The sequence below is a fragment of the Paraburkholderia lebeckiae genome (genome assembly GCF_050436325.1).
GTDB lineage: Bacteria > Pseudomonadota > Gammaproteobacteria > Burkholderiales > Burkholderiaceae > Paraburkholderia > Paraburkholderia tuberum.
Map to the genome: position 1 here is coordinate 2,773,617 of NZ_JBNDLZ010000003.1, position 17,002 is coordinate 2,790,618.

16 protein-coding genes and 1 pseudogene are annotated in these 17,002 nt (G+C 64.2%); 13 read left to right on the forward strand and 4 right to left on the reverse strand.

The genetic code is table 11. From position 1 onward, the window contains the following. Window positions 1-12: 12 nt before the first annotated feature. A complete protein-coding gene (locus OKW44_RS30630; protein ID WP_018418713.1) occupies window positions 13-666 on the forward strand; it encodes a glutathione S-transferase family protein in 654 nt (217 codons plus the stop codon). Further along, window positions 663-1,895, forward strand: a complete 1,233-nt coding sequence (locus tag OKW44_RS30635; protein WP_018418712.1) for a multifunctional CCA addition/repair protein — start codon at window positions 663-665, stop codon at window positions 1,893-1,895. The genes OKW44_RS30630 and OKW44_RS30635 overlap by 4 nt, the downstream gene beginning before the upstream one ends. A 34-nt stretch (window positions 1,896-1,929) precedes the next feature. On the opposite strand, the gene OKW44_RS30640 is transcribed toward OKW44_RS30635, so the two are convergent. Continuing rightward, complete coding sequence (locus OKW44_RS30640) at window positions 1,930-2,124, reverse strand: DUF2905 domain-containing protein (RefSeq protein WP_018418711.1); 195 nt, start codon at window positions 2,122-2,124, stop codon at window positions 1,930-1,932. Between the two features lie 31 nt (window positions 2,125-2,155). After that, window positions 2,156-3,358, reverse strand: a complete 1,203-nt coding sequence (locus tag OKW44_RS30645) for a class I SAM-dependent methyltransferase (RefSeq protein WP_018418710.1) — start codon at window positions 3,356-3,358, stop codon at window positions 2,156-2,158. Between the two features lie 13 nt (window positions 3,359-3,371). On the opposite strand from OKW44_RS30645, the gene OKW44_RS30650 reads away from it, so the two are divergent. The 6 genes from OKW44_RS30650 to OKW44_RS30675 all read left to right on the forward strand — a co-directional run bounded on the left by OKW44_RS30650 (window position 3,372) and on the right by OKW44_RS30675 (window position 9,833). Further along, complete coding sequence (locus tag OKW44_RS30650; protein ID WP_018418709.1) at window positions 3,372-4,199, forward strand: SDR family oxidoreductase; 828 nt, start codon at window positions 3,372-3,374, stop codon at window positions 4,197-4,199. Between the two features lie 91 nt (window positions 4,200-4,290). Next, window positions 4,291-4,686: a dihydroneopterin aldolase gene (locus OKW44_RS30655; RefSeq protein ID WP_018418708.1), complete on the forward strand. Its 396-nt coding sequence runs from the start codon at window positions 4,291-4,293 to the stop codon at window positions 4,684-4,686. 3 nt (window positions 4,687-4,689) lie between these two features. Further along, complete coding sequence (ttcA, locus tag OKW44_RS30660) at window positions 4,690-5,691, forward strand: tRNA 2-thiocytidine(32) synthetase TtcA (protein ID WP_018418707.1); 1,002 nt, start codon at window positions 4,690-4,692, stop codon at window positions 5,689-5,691. Window positions 5,692-5,832: 141 nt separating this feature from the next. Then, window positions 5,833-7,194 (forward strand): bifunctional UDP-N-acetylglucosamine diphosphorylase/glucosamine-1-phosphate N-acetyltransferase GlmU, encoded by a 1,362-nt coding sequence (gene glmU, locus OKW44_RS30665; protein ID WP_018418706.1) that lies wholly within the window; start codon window positions 5,833-5,835, stop codon window positions 7,192-7,194. Window positions 7,195-7,253: 59 nt separating this feature from the next. Continuing rightward, window positions 7,254-9,071 carry a glutamine--fructose-6-phosphate transaminase (isomerizing) gene (gene glmS, locus OKW44_RS30670; protein ID WP_018418705.1) on the forward strand — a complete coding sequence of 606 codons (1,818 nt, stop codon included), beginning with the start codon at window positions 7,254-7,256 and terminating at the stop codon, window positions 9,069-9,071. A gap of 162 nt (window positions 9,072-9,233) precedes the next feature. Further along, window positions 9,234-9,833 carry a rhomboid family intramembrane serine protease gene (locus OKW44_RS30675; protein WP_018418704.1) on the forward strand — a complete coding sequence of 200 codons (600 nt, stop codon included), beginning with the start codon at window positions 9,234-9,236 and terminating at the stop codon, window positions 9,831-9,833. A gap of 51 nt (window positions 9,834-9,884) precedes the next feature. Here the strand turns inward: OKW44_RS30675 and OKW44_RS30680 are convergent, their stop codons facing one another. Beyond that, entirely contained in the window at window positions 9,885-10,145 is a 261-nt protein-coding gene (locus OKW44_RS30680; protein ID WP_018418703.1) for a DUF6723 family protein, read from the reverse strand. A gap of 240 nt (window positions 10,146-10,385) precedes the next feature. Here OKW44_RS30680 and OKW44_RS30685 point away from each other — a divergent pair, with 240 nt between their 5' ends. The 5 genes from OKW44_RS30685 to OKW44_RS30705 all read left to right on the forward strand — a co-directional run bounded on the left by OKW44_RS30685 (window position 10,386) and on the right by OKW44_RS30705 (window position 15,880). Further along, a complete protein-coding gene (locus tag OKW44_RS30685; protein WP_026225501.1) occupies window positions 10,386-11,621 on the forward strand; it encodes an alkaline phosphatase family protein in 1,236 nt (411 codons plus the stop codon). 8 nt (window positions 11,622-11,629) lie between these two features. Continuing rightward, complete coding sequence (locus OKW44_RS30690; RefSeq protein WP_239499015.1) at window positions 11,630-12,916, forward strand: cytochrome-c peroxidase; 1,287 nt, start codon at window positions 11,630-11,632, stop codon at window positions 12,914-12,916. A 125-nt stretch (window positions 12,917-13,041) separates the two neighbouring features. Beyond that, window positions 13,042-13,734 (forward strand): lytic transglycosylase domain-containing protein, encoded by a 693-nt coding sequence (locus OKW44_RS30695; protein WP_018418700.1) that lies wholly within the window; start codon window positions 13,042-13,044, stop codon window positions 13,732-13,734. A gap of 195 nt (window positions 13,735-13,929) precedes the next feature. After that, window positions 13,930-14,847 (forward strand): DUF2242 domain-containing protein, encoded by a 918-nt coding sequence (locus tag OKW44_RS30700; protein ID WP_018418699.1) that lies wholly within the window; start codon window positions 13,930-13,932, stop codon window positions 14,845-14,847. A 781-nt stretch (window positions 14,848-15,628) separates the two neighbouring features. Continuing rightward, window positions 15,629-15,880 (forward strand): hypothetical protein, encoded by a 252-nt coding sequence (locus OKW44_RS30705; RefSeq protein ID WP_018418697.1) that lies wholly within the window; start codon window positions 15,629-15,631, stop codon window positions 15,878-15,880. 85 nt (window positions 15,881-15,965) lie between these two features. Here the strand turns inward: OKW44_RS30705 and OKW44_RS30710 are convergent. Further along, window positions 15,966-16,894, reverse strand: a pseudogene (locus OKW44_RS30710) (DMT family transporter). Window positions 16,895-17,002 lie beyond the last annotated feature (108 nt).

A 17,002-nucleotide genomic window follows, 5' to 3' on the forward strand; every position in this document is an offset into this window, starting at 1 on the left:
CCGATAACCAGTATGAAACTGCTGATTGGTGACAAGAACTATTCGTCGTGGTCGATGCGTCCGTGGCTGCTGCTCACGCACTTCGGCATTCCGTTCGACGAGGAACTGATCCTGCTGTACGAAGCGGACACGAATGCGAAGATCCGCGCTCAGGCGCCGCGCGGACCGGGCAAGGTGCCGTGCCTGATCGACGACGCCGGGCAGGCCGTGTGGGATTCGCTGGCGATCGCCGAAACGCTCGCCGAGCGCTTCCCGCAACACGCGCTGTGGCCGCGAGACGCGGCGGCGCGCGCGCATGCGCGCAGCGTCAGCGCCGAGATGCATTCGGGGTTCGGCGAGTTGCGCTCGAAGATGTGGATGAACATCCGTGCGTCGTTCCCGGGCAAGAACGCGACGCCTGGTGCGCTCGCAGATATCGCGCGGATCGAGACGATCTGGCGCGACTGCCTCGAGACCTACGGCGGTCCGTTCCTGTTCGGCGAATTCGGCATTGCCGACGCGATGTTCGCACCGGTCGCGATGCGCTTCAACACGTGGAAGCCGACGTTGTCGGAGACCGCAACCGCCTATGTAGAGCGGCTCACCGAACTGCCCGCGGTCAATGCATGGATCGACGCCTCGCGCCGCGAAACGCACGCGATCGCCTATCAAGACGAATGCCCATGAATATCTATGCAGTCGGTGGCGCGGTCCGCGACGAGCTGCTCGGCGTGCCGGTGCAGGACCGCGACTACGTGGTGGTGGGAGCGACACCCGAGCAGATGGTCGCGCAGGGCTATCGGCCGGTGGGCAAGGATTTTCCGGTATTCCTGCACCCGCAGACGCACGAGGAGTACGCGCTCGCGCGCACCGAGCGCAAGACGGCGGCCGGCTATCACGGCTTCCAGTTTTTCTATGCGCCCGACGTGACGCTCGAAGAAGACCTCGCGCGCCGCGATCTGACGATCAACGCGATGGCGCGCGAGGTGCGCCCGGACGGTGAGCTGACCGGCCCGGTCATCGATCCGTTCAACGGCCGGGCTGACTTGCAGGCGCGGCTTTTTCGCCATGTCAGCGCCGCGTTCCTCGAAGATCCGGTGCGGATTCTGCGCATCGCGCGTTTCGCGGCGCGTTTCGTCGATTTCACGGTCGCGCCGGAAACGCTGGCGCTGATGCGGGAGATGGTCGCCGACGGCGAGGCCGATGCGCTGGTGGCCGAGCGCGTGTGGCAGGAGGTGTCGCGCGGGTTGATGGAGAAGAAGCCGTCGCGGATGTTCGGCGTGCTGCGCGACTGCGGCGCGCTCGCGCGGATTCTGCCGGAGATCGACGCGCTGTTCGGCGTGCCGCAGCGTGCCGACTATCACCCCGAGGTCGATACCGGTGTCCACGTGATGATGGTGCTAGACCATGCCGCGCAGCAGGGCTACACGCTGCCGGTGCGCTTCGCGGCGCTGACGCACGACCTCGGCAAGGCGACCACGCCCGAGGACCTGCTGCCACGGCACATCGGCCACGAGGGCCGCAGCGTCGATCTGCTGAAGCCGCTGTGCGAGCGGCTGCGCGTGCCGAACGAGTGCCGCGATCTGGCGGTGCTGGTCGCGCGCGAGCACGGCAATATCCATCGCGTGATGGAGATGGGGGCGGCGGCTCTGGTGCGCGTGCTCGAGCGCAGCGACGCGATCAGGAAGCCGGCGCGCTTCGCCGAGGCGCTGCAGGCCTGCGAGTCGGATGCGCGCGGGCGGCTCGGTTTCGAGATGAGCGAGTACCCGCAGGCCGAGCGGCTGAGGCTTGCACTGGTGGCCGCGCGAGGCGTGGATGCAGGGGCAGTGGCGCAGCGGCTCGCCGATGCGCCGGCCGGCATCAAGGACGCCGTGCATGAGGAGCGCGTGCGTGCGGTAGAGGCTGCCCTGGCTTGAAGTCGCGCGGGCGAAAAGTAGCGCGCGACGGCGCCTACAACACCCGCGCCAACAGCGACAACAGCATCGACAGCACCAGCGTCGACATGAACGGAAACGGATACTCGCGGCCGAACAGCCGCAAGGTCACGTCGCCGGGCATCCGGCCGATGCCGAGCTTCCTCAGCCACGGCCAGCACGACGACAGCACCGCGACGGCAACGAAGGTAGTCAAAAGCCAGCGAATCATCGCGAGTCCTCGAGCCAGAGCGGATTCACAATCACAGCGTATGCGAACGATCGCCGCTCGAAAAGGCGCGCAGCGTATCGTCGAGTCCGCGCGAAAACGCGATCACCTTGAAGAGCTCGCCCATCTCCGCCTCGGACAGCAGCTTCTGTACCGCGTTGGCGGCGGGAAGAAAGCGCGCGGCGTCGGCGGGATCGATTTCGCCGAGCACCTCGGTGACGCCCGCGTTCAGCAGGAAGCGCGCTTGCGACGTGAAACCGAGCAGGTCCGCGCCGGTCTCGACGCCCGCCTCGGCGATGCCGGTGAATTCGACGTGCGCGGTGATGTCCTGCAGACCGGGGTACAGGAACGGGTCGCTGTGCGCGCGGTGCCGGTAGTGGCACATCAGCGTGCCCTGCGCGCGCTGGTCGTGGTAGTACTCGTGGCGCGGAAAACCGTAGTCGATCAGCAAGATCGCGCCGCGCGCGAGCATTGTGCAGATGGTGCGCGTGAAGGCGCGCGCGGCTTCGTGCGTTTCTGTCACGTAGTCGTCGCCGGCCGGGTCGCGGGTCGCATCGATTTCGGTCAGCAGCGCAAGGTCCGCGGCGGCCGCGACGGGGCGGTCGTCGAACGCGAAGGCGCCGTCGCGCCACACCACGCCGCGCTCGCGCCAGACACCGCCGTTTTGCGCGAAGAGCCGCACCGGCATCGCATCGAGCACCTCGTTGCCGATCACCACGCCTTCGAAGCGCTGCGGCAACGCGTCGAGCCAGCGCACTTTCGCGAGCAGCGCGGGCGCGGCCGCCGCGATCGTTTCGCGCTGCCGCTCGCGTAGCTCACCCGATAGATCGATGATCGAATAGCTGTCGAACTCGGCGCCGAGCGTGTCGAGCGCATTGAGCAAGCCCGCGGCGAGCTTGCCGGTGCCGGCGCCGAACTCCATCACATCGCGCGTGCCACTCGCCTCCAACGCTTCGGCGAGCGGGCGCGCGAGCGTCGCGGCGAACAGCGGCGACAATTCCGGCGCGGTGACGAAGTCGCTGCCGTCGTCGGCGCGCAGGCCGAATTTACGCGCACCGCCGCTGTAGTAGCCGAGCCCCGGCGCGTACAACGCGCGCTCCATGTAGCGGTCGAACGGCAGCCAGCCGCCGGCCGCGTCGAGCTGCGCGCGGATTTCGGCGACGAGCGCGTCGGACTGCGCGAGCGCGCTCGGGCCGGGAGCAGGTAAACTGTCGGGTTGGTGAGCTTTGGGATTCATCCCCGCATTGTAAATGACCGTTTCTCCGGACATCGCTGCCCGCGCGGCTGAACTGCCGCCCGAAACGCCCCGCGTCGTGCTGATTACGGGCGCCGCGCGCCGCATCGGGCGCGCGCTCGCACTCGGCTTCGCCGCGCGCGGCTGGGACGTGGCCGTGCACTACGGTGCCTCGCGTGAGGACGCCGACGAAGTGGTCGCGCAGATCGTCGCGCTGGGCCGCCGCGCGGTCGCGCTGCACGCCGAGCTCGGCGACGAGGCGCAGGTCGCCCGGCTGCTGCCCGACTGTGCCGCTGCGCTCGGGCGGCCGTCGTGCATCGTCAATAACGCGTCGCGCTTCGAGGAAGACACGGCGCGCGACGTCGGCTACGAGTTGCTGCTGAAGCTGACCGCGATGAACGTCGGCGCGCCGCTCGTGCTCGCGCGCATGCTTTACGAAGCGATGCCCGATGCGGCGTTGCGCGACGAAAGCCAGCGCGGCGTCGTCATCAATGTGCTGGATCAGAAGCTGTACAACATGAACCCGGACTATCTGTCGTACACGCTGTCGAAGGCGGCGCTGCAGACCGCGACGGTCGCGCTCGCTCAGGCGCTCGCGCCGAAGCTCCGGGTGGTCGGGCTCGCGCCCGGGCTGACCATGCAATCGGGCGACCAGACCCAGCACGGGTTCGAGGCCGCTCACCGTATGACGCCTCTTGGCCGTGCGTCGCGGCCAGAGGATATCGTCGCCGCCGCGCTGTATCTCGCGGATGCAGCCGGCGTTACCGGAACGACGCTGGTGGTCGACGGCGGGCAGCATCTCGTGCCGCTGCCGCGCGACGTGATGTTTTTGACGGGCGCCTGACACGCGCGCGTGGCCGGCCTTCGAGGCGGCCATCGCGTGTGGCGAAGCGCCCCTTTGCGTGCCCCGCACGCTTTTTTGGACTGGAACGAACATGTTTGCCGCTCTTTCGCACCCCCGGCTCGCAGATTGCCGCCGGCTTTTTCTGCGCAATTACGAAGTGCACATCAATATCGGCGTGCACGACTTCGAAAAGCGCGGCGAGCAGCGCGTCGTGATCAACGTCGAACTGTTCGTGCCGCTCACGATGTCCACGCCGGTGCACGACAAGCTCACCGAAGTGGTCGACTACGACTTCATGCGCTCGACGATCGCCAGGCGCGTCTCGCAAGGCCATATTCATCTGCAGGAAACGCTGTGCGACGACCTCGTGCGCGCGATGCTCGAACATCCGCAGGTGCGCGGCGCGCGCGTGTCGACCGAAAAGCCGGACGTGTATCCGGACTGCGATGCGGTCGGCGTCGAAGTCTTCCGCATCAAGGAGGACTGAGCGATGAACGCACCGGAAATGCTGAACGCAGGCAACCAGGCCGCCGAGGCCACCGCGGCACCGAGCGCCGCCCGCGCCTCGAAATCGCCGCTCACGCGCCGCGAGCAGAAGGAAGCGTACGAGAACAACAAGCTCTTCAAGCGTCTCGCGCGCCAGGTCGGCCAGGCGATCGGCGACTACAACATGATCGAGGACGGCGACAAGGTGATGGTGTGCCTGTCGGGCGGCAAGGACAGTTACGCGATGCTCGAGATCCTGATGCGGCTGCGCGAGCGCGCGCCGATCAATTTCGACATCGTCGCGGTAAACCTCGACCAGAAGCAGCCGGGCTTCCCCGAACACGTGCTGCCCGAGTATCTGACCCAGCTCGACATCCCGTTTCACATTGAGAATCAGGACACCTACAGCATCGTCAAGCGGCTCGTGCCGGAGGGCAAGACCACCTGTTCGCTGTGCTCGCGGCTGCGGCGCGGCATCCTGTATCGCGTCGCGGGCGAGCTCGGCGCGACCAAGATCGCGCTCGGCCATCATCGCGACGACATCCTGCAAACGCTGCTGTTGAACCTGTTCTATGGCGGCAAGTTGAAGGGCATGCCGCCCAAGCTGCAATCGGACGACGGCAAGAACATCGTGATCCGGCCGCTCGCCTACGTGAAGGAAACCGATCTGGAGAAGTACGCCGAGCTGCGTGAATTCCCGATCATTCCGTGCAATCTGTGCGGTAGCCAACCAAACCTTAAGCGCGCGGAAATGAAGGCGCTGGTCCGCGACTGGGAAAAGCGTTTCCCGGGCCGCATCGAGAACATGTTCAATGCGTTGTCGAACGTGGTGCCGTCGCATCTGATGGATCACCAGCTGTTTCCGTTCGCGGGGCTGCGCGCGACCGGCGAAGCCGACCCGCAAGGTGACATCGCGTTCGACGAAGAACCATGCTCGAGCGGCGACGAAGGCGCGCCGCTCACCAGTGCGAAGACCATTTCGCTGGTCCAGTTCGACGACCTGTAACGAGCGAAAAGTGCCTGTTCCGGCGGCATTCCGGCGCTTTTCCGCTGGCTTGCAAGTCCTGCCGAGGCCGCGTCTGCGGCCTTTTTTGCAGGTGCAGCATGATAGAATCGTCCGCTCCAAACTCGTCTATTTGCCGACGCCATGAACATCGTCATTTTGGCGGCAGGTACCGGCAAGCGCATGCGGTCCGCGCTTCCCAAGGTGCTCCATCCTCTGGCCGGCCGGCCGCTCCTCGCTCATGTCATCGACACAGCCCGCGCGCTGAAGCCCGCGCGCCTGATCGTCGTGATCGGCCACGGCGCCGAAGCCGTGCGCGAAGCCGTCGCGGCGCCCGATGTCCAGTTCGCGGTGCAGCAGCAACAGCTCGGCACCGGCCACGCGGTGCAGCAGGCGCTGCCGCTGCTCGATCCTTCGTTGCCCACGCTGGTACTTTATGGCGACGTGCCGCTCACGCGCGCGCAAACGCTGCGCGCACTGACCGGGCGTGCCGGCCAGGACGGCTACGGCGTGCTCACCGTCACGCTCGACGACCCGACCGGTTACGGCCGCATCGTGCGCGATCAGCACGGCAACGTGCAACGTATCGTCGAGCAAAAGGACGCGAGTCCCGAGCAGCTGAAGATCGCCGAAATCAACACCGGCATCATCGTCGCGCCGACCGCGCGCCTTGCCGGCTGGCTCGCGGCGCTCAAAAACGACAACGCGCAAGGCGAGTTCTATCTGACCGACGCGGTCGAAATGGCGATCGAAGCCGGCCTCGAAGTCGTCACCACGCAGCCCGACGACGAGTGGGAAACGCTCGGTGTCAACAGCAAGCAGCAGCTCGCCGAGCTCGAGCGGATTCATCAGCGCAATGTCGCCGACGCACTCCTGGTCGCGGGCGTGACGCTCGCCGACCCGGCGCGCGTCGACGTGCGCGGCACGCTCGAATGCGGCCGCGACGTGTCGATCGACGTCAACTGCGTGTTCGAAGGCCTTGTGACGCTGGCCGACAACGTCAGCATCGGGCCGAACTGTGTGATTCGCAACGCGAGTATCGGCGCCGGTACGCGCGTCGATGCGTTCACGCACATCGAAGGCGCGGAAGTCGGCGCGAAGGCCGTTGTCGGTCCGTATGCGCGCTTGCGCACAGGCGCGGCGCTGCAAGACGAGTCTCATGTAGGGAACTTCGTCGAGATCAAGAACGCGGTGCTCGGTCATGGCTCGAAGGCCAACCACCTCACCTACATCGGCGATGCGGATGTCGGCGCGCGCGTGAATATCGGCGCGGGCACGATCACCTGCAACTACGACGGCGCCAACAAATTCCGCACCGTGATCGAGGACGACGTGTTCGTCGGCTCGGACACGCAACTGGTCGCACCGGTGCGCGTGCAGCGCGGCGCGACGATCGCGGCCGGCACCACAGTGTGGAAGGACGTCGCCGCCGACGTGCTGGTGTTGAACGATAAAACCCAGACAAGCAAGACGGGCTACGTGCGCCCTGTCAAAAAGAAAAGCTGATCGATACGGCGTGCCCACGAGGCGCGCTCACTGAATCCGGCACTGAAAAGGAATACACCATGTGCGGCATTGTCGGCGCGGTTGCGCAACGTAATATCGTTCCCGTCCTGATCGAAGGACTGCGGCGCCTCGAATATCGCGGCTACGATTCGTGCGGCGTCGCCGTGCTCGGCGTTCGCGGGCCGAGCCGCGCGCGCAGCGTCGCGCGCGTGGCCGACCTCGAAGGCCAGGTGCGCGACAGTCACCTCGAAGGCGTGACGGGCATCGCGCATACACGCTGGGCCACGCATGGCGCACCGGTCACCGACAACGCGCACCCGATCTTCTCGCGGGATGCGCTGGCGTTGGTACACAACGGCATCATCGAAAACTACGAGACCTTGCGCGAAATGCTGCGCGGCAAGGGTTACGAGTTCGTCTCGCAGACCGACACCGAGGTTATCGCGCACCTGATCCATAGCCTGTATCACGGCGACCTGTTCGCTGCGGTGCGCGAGGCGATCGCGCAACTTCACGGCGCGTATGCGATCGCGGTGCTGCACAAGGATCAGCCGCATACGGTGGTCGGCGCGCGCCAGGGCTCGCCGCTCGTGGTCGGGCTCGGGGACGGCGAAAACTTCCTCGCATCGGATGCGCTCGCGCTCGCAGGCAGCACCGAGCGCTTCATCTTCCTCGAGGAAGGCGACGTCTGCGAACTGTCGCTCGATGGCGTGCGCATCGCCGATCGTCAGGGCGAGGCCGCGCAACGCGAGGTGCGCCAGGTCGCGGCCTATGGCGGCGCGGTCGAACTCGGCCCGTATCGCCACTTCATGCAGAAGGAAATCTTCGAGCAGCCGCGCGCGATCACCGACACGATTCCTCAGGCCGACGCGTTCGATGCGTCGATCTTCGGCGAAGGCGCGCGCCAGGTGTTCGCGGACATCGACAGCCTGCTGATTCTCGCGTGCGGCACCAGCTATTACTCGGGGCTCACCGCCAAGTACTGGCTCGAATCGCTCGCGAAGATTCCGACTCAGGTCGAGATCGCGAGCGAGTATCGCTATCGCGAGTCGGTGCCGAATCCGAAGTCGCTGGTGGTGGTGATTTCGCAGTCGGGCGAAACCGCCGACACGCTCGCGGCGCTCAAGCACGCGCAGGAGCTCGGCCACAAGCACACACTCGCGATCTGCAACGTCGGCACGAGCGCGATGGTGCGGCAGACCGAGTTGTCGTTCCTCACGCACGCGGGCCGCGAGATCGGCGTCGCGTCGACCAAGGCATTCACGACGCAGCTGGTTGCGCTGTTCACGCTGGCGGCAACGCTCGCGAAGCTGCGCGGACGTTTGAACGACGAGCAGGAAGCGAGTTATCTGAAGCAGTTGCGCCACCTGCCGGCGGCGCTCAACAGCGTGCTCGCGCTGGAGCCGCAGATCATCGCGTGGTCGGAGGAGTTTTCGCGCAAGGAACATGCGTTGTTCCTCGGACGCGGCATGCACTATCCGATCGCGCTCGAAGGCGCGCTGAAGCTCAAGGAGATTTCGTATATCCACGCCGAGGCGTATCCGGCTGGCGAGCTGAAGCACGGGCCACTGGCGCTCGTGACCGAAGCGATGCCAGTGGTGACGGTCGCGCCGAACGACGCGCTGCTCGAAAAGCTGAAGTCGAACATCCAGGAAGTGCGCGCGCGCGGCGGCGAGCTTTATGTGTTCGCCGATGCCGATACGAAGATCGTCAACGGCGAAGGACTGCATGTGATCCGGATGCCGGAGCACTATGGCTTGCTGTCGCCGATCCTGCACGTCGTGCCGCTGCAGTTGCTCGCGTATCACACCGCTTGTGCGCGTGGCACGGATGTGGATAAGCCGCGGAACCTGGCGAAGTCGGTGACGGTGGAGTGACGAAGACGTAGCGGCAAACCGGGCCGCAAACTCACGCGGTCCGCCGCACCGCCATGCGGTCCGGCGGACGAAACACCATCGGCATCTGTCTTGCCACGATGCCTCGACGTGACGACGCCACATCGACTACCCTCTGTCGACATCCCACGTGGCCTCGTCATCATGAAGACCTCATCTCCCAACACGCTAACCGAAAAGCTGAAGTCACGCGTCGTGCTAATCGCGCTGTTCGTCGGTTCGATGTGGGCGGTGTTCTTTCTGTCGGTTGCGTTGCCGTTCCTGCATCTGAACGAGCACGGCGTCGTGCCGCGTTCGCTCGGCGGCTTGCAGGGGATCCTGTTCGCGCCGTGGCTGCATGCGAGCCTCGGGCACATCGCCGCCAACACGAGCGGGCTCGTCGTTCTCGGCTGGCTGTGTACGTGGCCGGATATCGCCGGCTTCTGGCGCGCGACCCTTGGCGCGATGCTCGGCGCGGGCCTGTGCGCGTGGCTGTTCGGCGCGTCGTATTCGGTGCATATCGGCGCGAGTGGGCTGGTGTTCGGCTATGCGGGCTACCTGGTCGCCCGCGGCTACTACACGCGCAATCTCGTGTCGATCCTGGTAGCCCTGCTCGTCGTCAGCAGCTACGGTCTGAGCCTGCTGTTCGGCGTACTGCCTATCTATCCGGATGTGTCGTGGCAGAGCCATGTCGGCGGCGTGCTCGGTGGTGTGCTCGCCGCGCGTGCGCGGAGCGGCGCGGCGAACCGGGTAAGCGTGCGCTGACCCACCTGCATTTTTTCGCGTAGCGGCATATCGCCGGACGATCGACGAATCCTACAACTCCGGCCGCTCCAGATCGCTCGCGACGATGTGTTCGCCATACACCTGCGCGGCCGCGAGCGCTTCGAGTCGGCTCGCGTGTGGGCCGAGTTCGGGCGCGCCATCGAATGGAAACAGCATGCGGCCGTCGGTCGTGCGCACCACCTTCAACACGCCGAAGAAGCGCCGGTAGCCGGCCATTTTCGCGCTCGCCGAAATCTCGAAGTCGTCCTCCGACGTGCCGGGGACGCTGGGAATAAACGCGGTCTTGCTCATAGCTGAAAACATCAGTTGTTCGTTGAGGCGGCGCGCAACGATGCGCGCGTTCGACGGGCATTGTCTCAAATCGGCGCGAAGCGTGAATCGAGTGGGCAACCCGCTGATTCGCCAACGGTTTTATCGGTGAACTAATGTCAACTTTCACGGCAATGTCATAGGCGCTCCATAAAGTCTGCCCGCAAATAGAACGGCATTCCCGACAGGGCAACAAAAAGACAGCAACAGAGGTCAACGAACATGTCACACCGCATTGGGCTACGCGCATTCATCATGGCCGCTTGCGCGGCTTTAATCGCTTTGATCGTGGCCGCCTGCGGCTCGTCTTCTTCGTCCGGCGGGCTGCAACTGACCGGACAGCAGCAGATTCGCCACGTGTTCGTGATCACGCTCGAAAACGAAAACTACGCGACCACATTCGGCGCCAACACCAAAGCGCCGTATCTCGCGCAAACACTGGCATCGCAAGGCGCGCTCGTGCAGCAGTACTACGGCACGGGCCACGTGAGTCTCGACAACTACATCTCGATGATCAGCGGCCAGTCGCCGACCAACGAGACCGACAACGACTGCATGACCTATCAGGACTTCAAGCTGACCGGCATGACGTCCGATGGCCAGGCGATCGGCTCGGGCTGCGTGTATCCGGCGAGCGTGAAGACGTTGCCGGACCAGTTGAAGGCAGCGGGCTATACGTGGAAGGGCTATGAAGGCGACATGGGCAACGATCCGTCGCGCGAAGCCGCCACCTGCGGCCATCCGACGCTGAACACGACGGACCTGACGCAGTCGGCCGAAGCGCCGAGCGCGGCCGTGCCGCTCGGCGACCAGTATGCGACGCGCCACAATCCGTTCATGTACTTCCATTCGATCATCGATTCGCCGGACTGCGGACAGCACGTCGTCAATCTGAATAACCTGCAGAACGATCTGCAATCGGTCTCGACCACGGCGAATTTCAACCTGATCACGCCAAACCTGTGCGACGACGGCCACGACGCACCTTGCGTGAACGGCCAGCCGGGCGGCCTGACGAGCGCGAACACGTTCCTGCAGAAGTGGGTGCCGATCATTACCGCATCGCCGGCGTTCCAGAAGGATGGCCTGCTGATCATCAACTTCGACGAAAGCAGCTACGCGACGGTCACGCAGTCCGCGTCGGGCGAGGATCTGGTATTTGCCGGCACGACCTGCTGTAGCCAGCAACCCGGCCCGAACCTGCCGTCGTTCCCTGAGACTTCGTCGCTCGCCTATAACGGCATCACGATCAACCTGACCAAATCGAGCTACGGCGGCGACCAGACCGGCGCCGTGATGATCTCGAAGTTCATCAAGCCGGGTACGGTGTCCACGGTGCCGTACAACCACTATTCGATGCTGAAGAGCATCGAGGACATCTTCCAACTGGACCACCTCGGTTATGCGGGACAGGCAGGTCTGGTGGGGTTCGGCAGTGACATCTTCACGAACCTGTAAAAGACTCGATGCTGTCTTCTGTCATGCGATTCGCGGCGCGCGCAAGCGCGCGTCGGATAGCACTCGCCGCCCTGATGGGCGGCGCGTTATTGGGGGGACCCGGTGTGGCGCCCGCTGTTGCGTCGAATGCGACACCGGCATCCGCCGATGCGAAGCCCGTCTATAGCGACGCCGCCGCGCTCGGCAAACTGATGTTCTTCGATCCGGCGCTGTCGGCCTCGGGCAAGATGTCGTGCGCGAGCTGTCACAGTCCCGAGCACGCGTACGGGCCGCCCAACGGTCTCGCCGCGCAACTCGGCGGCGCGGACTTGCATCAGCAGGGCACGCGCGCGGTGCCGAGCCTGCGCTACGTGCTGAACCGTACGCCGATCTGGACGCATGCGCAGGCGGCGAGCCTGTCCGAGCGGCTCAGCGAAACGGACAACGCGCCGGTCGGCGGTTTTGGCTGGGACGGGCGCTTCAACTATCTGCACGATCAGGCGAGCTTCCCGCTGTTCAATCCGAACGAGATGGCCAACAAGGATCCGGCCGCATTGCTCGCGAAGATGCAGCGTGCGCCATACGCTGCGCGCTTCAAGGAAGTATTCGGCCAGAACATCTTTGCCGATCCGACCAAGGCTTTCACCCAGGCGATGTACGCGATCGAGCGCTTCGAGCTCGAAGACCCGAGTTTTCATCCATACACGAGCAAGTTCGATTACTTCCTGGACGGGAAAGTGCGACTAACTGCACAAGAGTTGCGCGGCAAAAAGCTGTTCGACGACCCCGCCGGCGGCAATTGCGCATCCTGTCATATCGACCAGTCGGGCGTGAACGGCGCTCATCCGCTTTTCACCGACTTCAACTTTCAGGCGCTTGGCGTGCCGCGCAACGCTGAACTGAAGATCAACGCCGATCCGAAGTATTTCGACATGGGCCTGTGCGGACCATTGCGTACGGATCAGAGCGACAATCTGAACTGCGGACTGTTCAAGTCGGTATCGCTGCGCAATACCGCGACGCGTCATGTGTTTTTTCACAACGGTCGCTTCCACACGCTGAAAGAGGCGTTGCGTTTCTACGTGCAACGCGATACGAACCCAGACAAGTGGTATCCAAAGGATGCGCACGGCAAAGTCGACAAATTCAACGATCTGCCGGTCGCACTGCGCGTGAACGTCGATACGACCGACGAGCCGCTGACGCGCAAAACGGGCGAACGTCCGGTCTGGTCCGAGCGTGATATCGACGACGTCGCCGCGTTCCTCGCGACGCTGAGCGACGGCTATGACCTGAAGTTAAAAGCGGTCAAATGAATGCGTCGGAAAGCGGGACGAGTTCCGGTCACCCTTGATTTAAAAGACAAAAATTGCCGAAGAAAGGCGCCGCCCGACGCAGCGACGCTATAATGCGCGGATCTTTGCTTCCTCCGACGTCCACTATGAGCCGGTTACTTTGCCTGATCGTGCTTTCGCTCGGCCTCGCGCAAACCGCTGCGGCCGACGAAAACACCGACCGAATATCGGCGTACCTGACGCATAAGTTCGGTGTGGGCAAGGAAAAGGCTCAAAAGATCTCCGATGCGGTGCAATCCGCCGCCAACAAATACTCCCTTCCTCCGGCGCTGCTGCTCGCCATCATCTCGATCGAATCCCGCTTCAAGGAAAAAGCCCGCGGCGCCAATGGCGCGACAGGGCTGATGCAGGTCGTGCCGCAGGCGCACCGCGGGCTGCTGCGCAACGTGAAGGATCTGACCGAGCCGGTTGCGAACATCGAAGTGGGCTCGGCGATTCTATACGGCTACATGCGCTCGGCGAACGGCGATCTGAATACCGCGCTCAAGAGCTATGGCGGCTCGAAGGCCTATGCGCAGAAGGTGAATCTGCGCGTGGAGGATTTCGCGGCGGTTGCGACACCCTCTGAGGGCGCTTCCGGGGCCGCTGGGCGGGCCGCGTCGTGCGAGGCGGATCGTTGCGCCAGCGCGAACCCGTGGGCCGACGCGTTCAGCGTGCCGGCGGCGCTCGTTGCATCCGCGGCACCCGTCGCGAGCGGGGCAGCTGCGGCATCGTCGGCCGCGAACTCTGGGTCGACTTCGGCCGCGACGGTGGGCTCGACGCGCACAACATCGAACTAGGCCCGCACGCGCAGTCTTTTCTCGCATTTTCACCCGTTTGCGCTGCGAGGGCGCGGCGGCGTGCATCAAGTTGACACGTTGTTTTCCGCTGTAACAGGGTCCGGGCTGCACCTTGCACGCTTTTTACGCACGTGACGCTGGCCGCTCTACAATGCATTTCCATTCGCGCTCACGAGGCGCTTCTCGCAACTGATCATGCAGAACCCCTTTTCCCGCACCACCGCCGCGGCCCTGTTCGGGCTGGTCGCGCTCACGGCATGCAGCAGCACGCCGCAACCCAAATTCACTCAGGAACTATTCGAAACCGGCGCAAGCCCGTACGCGCGCAATTTCAATTCGAGTACGGGCGATAGCTGCGAAGCCGCGCGCCGCGCATTGCTGAGCCAAGGCTATCTGACGACGATGTCGCGTCCCGATACCGTCGACGGCACGAAGAATTTTCAGCCGACCGGCGATTCGCACGTGGTCGTCGAATTTCACGTCGTATGCACGCCCGGCGAAGAGGCGGCCGATACCAGCATCGTGTATGTGAACGCGGTGCAGAACGGCTTCGCGCTGAAGAAGAGCGATACGTCGGCGAGCGTCGGGCTCAGCGTGCTCGGTTCGCTGTCGCTGCCGATTCGCTCGAATAGCGACGCGATGGTGAAGATCTCGAGCGAGACGATTCCGTCGGGCAAGTTCTATGACCGCTTTTTCCGTCTCGTCGATCATTACTTGCAGACGGTCGTGCGCACGCAGCCGGTGACGAGCATCCCGATCGAGACGCGGACGCTGCCGATGCCGGTAGCAGCGCCGCTTCAACTGACGATCCCTGAGCCGGTGCCCGAGCCGGTAGCGGCGACCACCTCCGCTGCAGTTCGAGCGACGCCGACCGTGCCGGTTCAGACGACGTCACCAGCGCTCGCCCAACCGACGACCGACAAGCCTGTGGCGGTGACGCCACCAGTTGCGGCTCAGCCGGTCCAGTCAGCGCCCGCGCCAGTGCAGTTAGCCGCGCCCGCACCGGTTCCGTTGACGACACCGTCGACATCCTCGCGGGTCCAACCCGCCAACCCGAGTGGTCAGGCTGCAGCGATCGAAACCACGAGCGGCACGGCGCCTCTGGTGCCGTAACAGCGGCGCAGCGGCTTTCGCATCGAGGCTGATCAAGATCCGATCAGCCTCTGGTTCAGGCGCGCAGCGATATTCACCCTATGGTGTTTACTTGATACGTATACATACCTAGTAGTAGTTAACAAGGGTTAACCGATTCTGTGGATAAGTCGCGAATGTCGCGCCGCTTCAACGTCATGCGAAACCTATAACCCTGCGGAACACGTCGGTAGAAAAACTACATAACTTGGATAAGTTCGAGCACCCGTTGGCCGACCTGATCCTTATCAAGATTTCGCGCACAGGCTGTTCGTCGCGCTATCCCGAAGTTATTCAGAGCTCGCTGTGGATAACCACGCCTCCGAACGACACTTCCCGTTGCTCCCGCATCGACGCTTCGCACGATGCGAAGCGCTCGCCAACGCACAGATTTCCGCCCACCGAACGCGCACATTGATAACGCGGTACGAAGATTGCGCGTCTTCTTATTGCAAGCGCAACTGTTGCTATTTAGTCAAAATCATTTGCCCAACGAACAATCCGGCATAGAGTTAAAGTGCTTTGTGAGGTTTCTGGTGCAGTGCGGGGGATGTATGAAACGCAGATCAGCACGACAGCTAGTCCGTCTTCTGGTGGACCTTCGACATGCGGCCCATTGCAGTTCGCTGCGCGCGGCCGCGACCAGTCGGATGATGGCGCTGGCAGCCGCCGAGGCTGCCGAGAACGGCGACGCCACTCGCGACGACGACAGTCCCGAATCCACGCGCGATGCGCAGCGCGACAAGCTGTTCCGGAGCAGATCATGAGAGCCGCGAGCGAACGGTCGTTGCGGTTTCTGGTCGAGAAGTGGCTTTCGCCATCGCCGGCCGAGCCGATTCACGTGACGGAGTTCAGCCGCACGCGCGCGGGCGGGCGGCGATATGTGCGGGTGGAGACGTCGTCGGAACAGGGCGGGCGGGGATTGTTCTTCTTTCGCCACGACGACGGCTGCTGGTGCGTGTTTCCGCCAACCGCCGATACGCCGAGCCTATTCGCTCATCCGCGCGCGGCTTAGTTGGGAAGGGGCAAGACGCCTGTCGGCGCGCAATCGCGCATCGCGCACCGGGCGTCGGCGTCGAATCGTTTTATAACGCTGTAAATCACGACACTTGCGGCACACGCTGCCGGGCGCGTTTCCAGCCCGGCAGTACCTGACACACGATCAATCCCGCGAGCATCAGCGCACAGCCGAACAACGCGCGAGTCGTCAGCGTTTCGCCGAGGACGAGCCAGCCCGCGAACGCCGCGAACACGCCTTCCATGCTGAAAATCACGCCGCATGCGAGGGCGCCGCGTAGCGCTGCGCGACCACCTGGATCGTATACGCGACGCCCACCGATAACGCGCCGCCGTACGCGATCGTCGGCGCGGCTCGCGCAATTATCGCGGCGCTAAAGGGTTCGACGGCAAGGCCGATCGATAGACACACGAGCCCACAGGTCACGAACTGCACGAATGCGAGCATCAGCGTGTCGTGGCGAGCCGCGAAGCGGCCGACCAGCATCATCTGCGCGGAAATCACCAGCGCCCCGGCGAGCTGATACCAGTCGCCGTACAGCATCGAAAAGTGCTCGTCGACGCTCAGGAAGTACATGCCAACGGCCGCCAGTAGCGCGCCAAGCCACGTACCGAGGCCAGTCCGGTGGCGAAACAGCACGCCAAGCAGCGGCACGATCACCACATACAGCGAACTGATGAAGCCCGCGTTCGCGATCTTCGTGTACTGCAGGCCGATCTGTTGCAGCGAGATCGACACAGCCAGCACGACGCCCAGCAGCCCGCCCGCGCCAAGCAGTTCGCGGGCTCCGCCGGGCGCGCGCTTCGTCAGCTCGGCGAGCGCCGCGCGGCGCACGCAGACGATCATCGTCAGCACGACGAGTGCGCCGAGCAGAAAGCGCAAGCCGGTGAACAGGAACGGGCCGATCGTATCGAGGCTCAGTCGCTGTGCGACGAACGCGGAGCCCCAAATCATCGCGGCGATCAGCATCAGCACGTTCGCGCACAGGTGTTGGCGGGTATCGGGATTCAAGATTTCTTCTGATTTGCCTTGGGATCGCGCTGGGAAGCCGCGCAGGCGCGCCACGCGGTGCTCAGCCGGTAAGGAATCGCTCACATGATACGCGGGCCTCGCGCCGGG

What these genes read in the sequence shown, in the direction of transcription:
- OKW44_RS30630 (WP_018418713.1), top strand. Translation starts at nt 13, where the DNA reads ATGAAACTGCTGATTGGTGACAAGAACTATTCGTCGTGGTCGATGCGT.
- OKW44_RS30635 (WP_018418712.1), top strand. Translation starts at nt 663, where the DNA reads ATGAATATCTATGCAGTCGGTGGCGCGGTCCGCGACGAGCTGCTCGGC.
- OKW44_RS30640 (WP_018418711.1), bottom strand. Translation starts at nt 2,124, where the DNA reads ATGATTCGCTGGCTTTTGACTACCTTCGTTGCCGTCGCGGTGCTGTCG.
- OKW44_RS30645 (WP_018418710.1), bottom strand. Translation starts at nt 3,358, where the DNA reads ATGAATCCCAAAGCTCACCAACCCGACAGTTTACCTGCTCCCGGCCCG.
- OKW44_RS30650 (WP_018418709.1), top strand. Translation starts at nt 3,372, where the DNA reads ATGACCGTTTCTCCGGACATCGCTGCCCGCGCGGCTGAACTGCCGCCC.
- OKW44_RS30655 (WP_018418708.1), top strand. Translation starts at nt 4,291, where the DNA reads ATGTTTGCCGCTCTTTCGCACCCCCGGCTCGCAGATTGCCGCCGGCTT.
- ttcA (WP_018418707.1), top strand. Translation starts at nt 4,690, where the DNA reads ATGAACGCACCGGAAATGCTGAACGCAGGCAACCAGGCCGCCGAGGCC.
- glmU (WP_018418706.1), top strand. Translation starts at nt 5,833, where the DNA reads ATGAACATCGTCATTTTGGCGGCAGGTACCGGCAAGCGCATGCGGTCC.
- glmS (WP_018418705.1), top strand. Translation starts at nt 7,254, where the DNA reads ATGTGCGGCATTGTCGGCGCGGTTGCGCAACGTAATATCGTTCCCGTC.
- OKW44_RS30675 (WP_018418704.1), top strand. Translation starts at nt 9,234, where the DNA reads ATGAAGACCTCATCTCCCAACACGCTAACCGAAAAGCTGAAGTCACGC.
- OKW44_RS30680 (WP_018418703.1), bottom strand. Translation starts at nt 10,145, where the DNA reads ATGAGCAAGACCGCGTTTATTCCCAGCGTCCCCGGCACGTCGGAGGAC.
- OKW44_RS30685 (WP_026225501.1), top strand. Translation starts at nt 10,386, where the DNA reads ATGTCACACCGCATTGGGCTACGCGCATTCATCATGGCCGCTTGCGCG.
- OKW44_RS30690 (WP_239499015.1), top strand. Translation starts at nt 11,630, where the DNA reads ATGCTGTCTTCTGTCATGCGATTCGCGGCGCGCGCAAGCGCGCGTCGG.
- OKW44_RS30695 (WP_018418700.1), top strand. Translation starts at nt 13,042, where the DNA reads ATGAGCCGGTTACTTTGCCTGATCGTGCTTTCGCTCGGCCTCGCGCAA.
- OKW44_RS30700 (WP_018418699.1), top strand. Translation starts at nt 13,930, where the DNA reads ATGCAGAACCCCTTTTCCCGCACCACCGCCGCGGCCCTGTTCGGGCTG.
- OKW44_RS30705 (WP_018418697.1), top strand. Translation starts at nt 15,629, where the DNA reads ATGAGAGCCGCGAGCGAACGGTCGTTGCGGTTTCTGGTCGAGAAGTGG.